This window comes from Okeania sp., from assembly GCF_983059655.1.
Genome location: NZ_CEZPJD010000028.1, coordinates 1 through 4,909, shown reverse-complemented (window position 1 = coordinate 4,909; position 4,909 = coordinate 1). Strand labels below are relative to the sequence as shown.

Here is a 4,909-nt window from a genome sequence, read left to right as displayed (position 1 = left end):
ATGGATAGGTTGAATTTTTATATGCAGTAGGCGTTCGCGGAGCGTTGCGTCAGCAGTATCGCTATATATATCGTCTACGATCTTTTCTTAAATACTAAAAATACTGAGGCATCTGAGGAAATAAAATATGACAATACAACTTCCCTTGTCCCAAACTAGCTCAGAAATAGTTTATCCAGATAGTGATGGCCAACCTATGTCAGATAATACAATTCAATTTCGTTGGATTACAGTTATTCATTACAATTTAGCTTGGTTATTTGCAGATAATAATGAAATTTTTGTGGCAGGAGATTTGCTTTGGTATCCGGTAGAAGGTAATAATAAATTACGACAAGCGCCAGATGTCATGGTAGTTTTTGGAGTGCCGAAAGGAGACCGAGGTTCTTATCAACAATGGAAAGAAAATAATATTGCTCCACAAGTAGTATTTGAGATTCTTTCTCCAGGAAATACACCCAAAGAAATGGAGCGTAAATTATTATTTTATGACCGCTATGGAGTGGAAGAATATTATGTTTATGACCCGCAAAAAAATAGTTTAACGGGATGGTTACGCTCAGAACTTTTCCTAGAAAGAATTGATGAAATAAATGGCTTTGTTTCGCCTCGGTTAGGAATTAAGTTTGAGTTAACAGCAGAAACACTAATGTTGTACCGTCCTGATGAACAACCATTTACAGATTATATGGAAGTGCAGCAACAATTGGAGGCAACAGAAAATCGTGCTTTAGAAGCAGAAAATCGTGCCCTTTTTGCTGAAGAAGAACTTCAACAGGAACGTCAAGAGAAGGAAATTGCTCAAGAACGTGCAAAACGCTTAGAAAAATTATTGCGAGAAGCGGGGATAGATCCTGAAACCAATGGATAGGTTGAATTTTGAGATGAAGTGGAATGGTGCCTTACGTTACCACTAACGCACCCTAAATAATGTGAGGAAATAAAATATGACAATGCAACTTCCCTTGTCCCAAACTAGCTCAGAAATAGTTTATCCAGATAGTGATGGCCAACCTATGTCAGATAATACAATTCAATTTCGTTGGATTACAGTTATTCATTACAATTTAGCTTGGTTATTTGCAGATAATAATGAAATTTTTGTGGCAGGAGATTTGCTTTGGTATCCGGTAGAAGGTAATAATAAATTACGACAAGCGCCAGATGTCATGGTAGTTTTTGGAGTGCCGAAAGGAGACCGAGGTTCTTATCAACAATGGAAAGAAAATAATATTGCTCCACAAGTAGTATTTGAGATTCTTTCTCCAGGAAATACACCCAAAGAAATGGAGCGTAAATTATTATTTTATGACCGCTATGGAGTGGAAGAATATTATGTTTATGACCCGCAAAAAAATAGTTTAACGGGATGGTTACGCTCAGAACTTTTCCTAGAAAGAATTGATGAAATAAATGGCTTTGTTTCGCCTCGGTTAGGAATTAAGTTTGAGTTAACAGCAGAAACACTAATGTTGTACCGTCCTGATGAACAACCATTTACAGATTATATGGAAGTGCAGCAACAATTGGAGGCAACAGAAAATCGTGCTTTAGAAGCAGAAAATCGTGCCACTGTTGCCGAAGAACGTGCCAAACGCTTAGAACAATTATTACGAGAAGCAGGGATAGATCCAGAAAGCAATGGATAGGTTAAATTTTGAGAGAAAATAGGCGTTCGCGGAGCGTTGCGTCAGCAGTATCGCTAAATAATTTTTAGGAGTAAATTTTATGAAAATTAAAAATTTTCTGAATCTGACTTTTTACAGTATCTTTTGGGTATGGAACTTGACATTTTTGGGAGCTGTATATTTCTGGATTTTACCAACTATTGGATGGTCTTTAATTGAAGATACTTTCTCTGGTTTAATTCCCAGTCAATTTTTAATTACTTTTATTGGAATAGTAGCAATTCCCACTATTTTTACTATTATTGGTGGATGGCGTTTTCGGAAAGAACCGCTGCAATTAATTCGTTTATTTTATGGGGTTGAAGCTCCCTTATTTTTACTCTGTCTTTTACGTTTATTCGTACTACGAGAACTTACTCAAGCTAGCACTTTAATTTTAGCCACAATCTTCATTAGTATTATCGCTTTTGCTCTAGAAATGTTACATGGTTATGCTTATAGAAATAGATTAGTATCCTGGCTACAAATGTTTGCCCACACCCTAATATTATTAACAGGTTTATATGTAGGAGTATTACTACTATTTTATGCAGTGCCAGTATCCGTAATGTTAGTACGAGAATTTTTCTCATTTTACTGGCTTCGAGGAATTATTTCTGAGTTAACTTACTCTCCTGGCTATGTATTTAGATTATTCTTCCTTTTATTTATATGGGCTTTAACAACAACTTTATTTGTATTTATGCCCTCAGCATTAGCCAGTTTATACGTTCATTCTGGACAAAAAATACTCAGAACATTTGCTAATCAACATGGTCATCAACGTACATTTCAGGGAATTATTGCGGTAATAACTGCTTGGATGATTCTATTTGTTTCATTTCAACAACAACCCCAAGTTGTAGCCTTTCAAATGTTAGATTTACCAGTCAGAGATGAAGGCGATCGCCAAGAACTTTTAGCTAATTCTAATTTAATTAAAGATGGATTAATCAATGCCTATTTATCCTCATATCGTTATCTCGGTACGGCTGCCCAAAGTAACCAAATTAGAATTATGTATAGAAGCACATTCGGCTTACCAGAATCTATCGTTCAATCATTACAAAATTACTTCAATCATCTAATTTCACCATTCTTATATCAAGGATCTTCTAAAGATAAAGAAAAAGCAGGGAAACTATACAGTCAATTTTTCGATACTCCCATCCAAAAAGGAGAACAAAAAACAATTCTTAAAGCCATTCAATCAACAGCAAATCGAGATGAAGTTAAGGCTGGATTATTAAATATTGGGCAACAAAAAGTATGGCTAAAAAATCAAGAAATTACAGTGACAGAACATGGAGACTGGGCAAATATAGAACTATATGAAATTTATGAAAATCAAACCTTTGAACCCCAAGAAATACTCTATTATTTTACCCTTCCAGAAAGTGCAGTAATTACAGGTATTTGGTTAGGCGATACCGACAACTTAGAAAAACGTTTTCCTTTTAAAGTTTCGCCCCGTGGTGCAGCTCAAAAAGTTTATACTTCTCAAGTACGAAGAGAGCGACCCGTTGACCCCGCACTTCTAGAAAAAGTCGGACCTCGCCAATATCGTTTACGAGCATTTCCTGTACCAGCAAAATTGTCCGCAACCCAACGAGAAGAAAACCCCGAACAACCAACTCAAATGCACCTGTGGTTAACCTATCAAGTAATAGCACAAAACAATAGTTGGGCATTGCCCCAGTTAACAGAGAAACGCAACATATATTGGAATAAAGACACTCAACGAATGTACAACGCTGAGTTTGTCAGAAATTATCAAGAAACATGGTTGCCACCCACGGTACCAGCGATCGCCGAACAAACTCCCCGACAACATCAGGTAAATTTCCCTAACAAATATCGTATTTCTGCTCAGCCCCTAGAAACACCCGAGGAATTTTTAGTAGAAAGCGGACGTTTTGCAGTGGTGCTTGATACTTCCTATAGTATGAAAGCTCAAACAAAAGAACTCAAAAAGACAATTAACTCTTTACTGGCAAATGGTTTGGGAGACCTGAGTTTTGGTAATGGTGATGCTGACTTATATCTGACTAATGTTACGCTGCCACCCGAACGCATTGACGATATTAGTCAGTTTGATGTAGAGAAAGTCACATTTTTCGGTACACTCCAATACAAAGAAATGCTGGAACAATTCCTCCAGTTACAAGGTGACACTCGCTACAAAGGAGTAATATTAGTCAGCGATGAAGGTAGTTATGAATTATCTAGAAACAACAAAGAGATGCCAAATTTATCTGCACCTTTGTGGATGTTGCATTTAGGTGCAATGCCACCTGCTTATGATGATGGCACATTAAAATTGATTCAACAAAGTGGGGGTGGAGCAGCAACAAAACTTGCCGAAATTTTCCAACAAGTGACCGCAAAATCAAAATTTGGAGAGTCTGTCGTCAGCGTTGCTGATGGTTACGCTTGGTTTCTGGAGAAAAAATCTCGTGGGGAAACAACAGAAGATAATTTTGCACCTCTAGCAGCACAACAGTTAGTTTTGGGGTTAAGTAAAAAAATGAACTTGGAAACCCTCGATGAATTAGATACTATTCACGCGATCGCCAAAACCTATAAAATAGTTACACCTTATTCTTCCATGATAGTTTTAGTTAACGACGAACAACGGGAAGCACTCAGACGCGCAGAAGCAGCAGCAGACCGTTTTAACCGCAAAGTTGAGGATGGCAAGGAACAGTTAACCGACCCCAATAATCCGTTGCAGAATGTAAGTGTACCCGAACCTGGTATGGTATTAGGAATGATGGCAATGGGATTTTTCTTGTTTATTACGGAAAAAGCAGCTAGAAAACGTTAGGTGTGTTATTTAATACTGAATTTTGCCCCCCTAGCCCCCCAATTCTGGGGGGAACAAGAATCCATTAGCTGAAAAGGTGCTTTTGTGGTCTATAAAGAAAAGCGATCGCTAAAACCTAATTTCAATTGCTATCCTCTTTTACTTCAACTTACACCAAAGTTACCAACTAAAAAGTTACCAAGATCCAGAGCGGTGTAGTCAGTTACTCCATCGTATCCGGTTAGCTCGTTGTAGTAGTTAAAGTTGCGATCAGGTGGATTAAATCCATCCCCTGTGGAAAGGTGAGTAAAGACAGCTATTGAATCTGGAGTCCAGTCTTTATTGCTGTATAGATTAATTAAATCATCCTTGCCATCTGCATTGAAGTCACCTACTTTCCATTCCTGATGCTCCCAGTAGAACCTCAACATCTCTA

At 37.6% G+C, this 4,909-nt stretch carries 4 protein-coding genes; 3 read left to right on the top strand and 1 reads right to left on the bottom strand.

The genetic code is table 11. The features are described 5' to 3' along the window. Positions 1-127 precede the first annotated feature (127 nt). From AC3DU7_RS03430 to AC3DU7_RS03420, 3 genes are all read left to right on the top strand, one after another. Positions 128-871, top strand: coding sequence for a Uma2 family endonuclease (locus AC3DU7_RS03430; RefSeq protein WP_488037966.1), 744 nt, complete (start codon positions 128-130; stop codon positions 869-871). A gap of 76 nt (positions 872-947) precedes the next feature. After that, positions 948-1,649 (top strand): Uma2 family endonuclease, encoded by a 702-nt coding sequence (locus AC3DU7_RS03425; protein ID WP_488037965.1) that lies wholly within the window; start codon positions 948-950, stop codon positions 1,647-1,649. A 79-nt stretch (positions 1,650-1,728) separates the two neighbouring features. Next, positions 1,729-4,494: a TIGR02921 family PEP-CTERM protein gene (locus tag AC3DU7_RS03420; protein WP_488037964.1), complete on the top strand. Its 2,766-nt coding sequence runs from the start codon at positions 1,729-1,731 to the stop codon at positions 4,492-4,494. Between the two features lie 143 nt (positions 4,495-4,637). Here the strand turns inward: AC3DU7_RS03420 and AC3DU7_RS03415 are convergent. Beyond that, positions 4,638-4,909 (bottom strand): hypothetical protein (locus AC3DU7_RS03415; protein ID WP_488037963.1); only part of this gene is annotated, 272 nt, incomplete at its 5' end.

Excerpts from the sequence above, each read along its gene's own strand:
- AC3DU7_RS03430 (WP_488037966.1), top strand. The coding sequence starts at position 128 with ATGACAATACAACTTCCCTTGTCCCAAACTAGCTCAGAAATAGTTTAT.
- AC3DU7_RS03425 (WP_488037965.1), top strand. The coding sequence starts at position 948 with ATGACAATGCAACTTCCCTTGTCCCAAACTAGCTCAGAAATAGTTTAT.
- AC3DU7_RS03420 (WP_488037964.1), top strand. The coding sequence starts at position 1,729 with ATGAAAATTAAAAATTTTCTGAATCTGACTTTTTACAGTATCTTTTGG.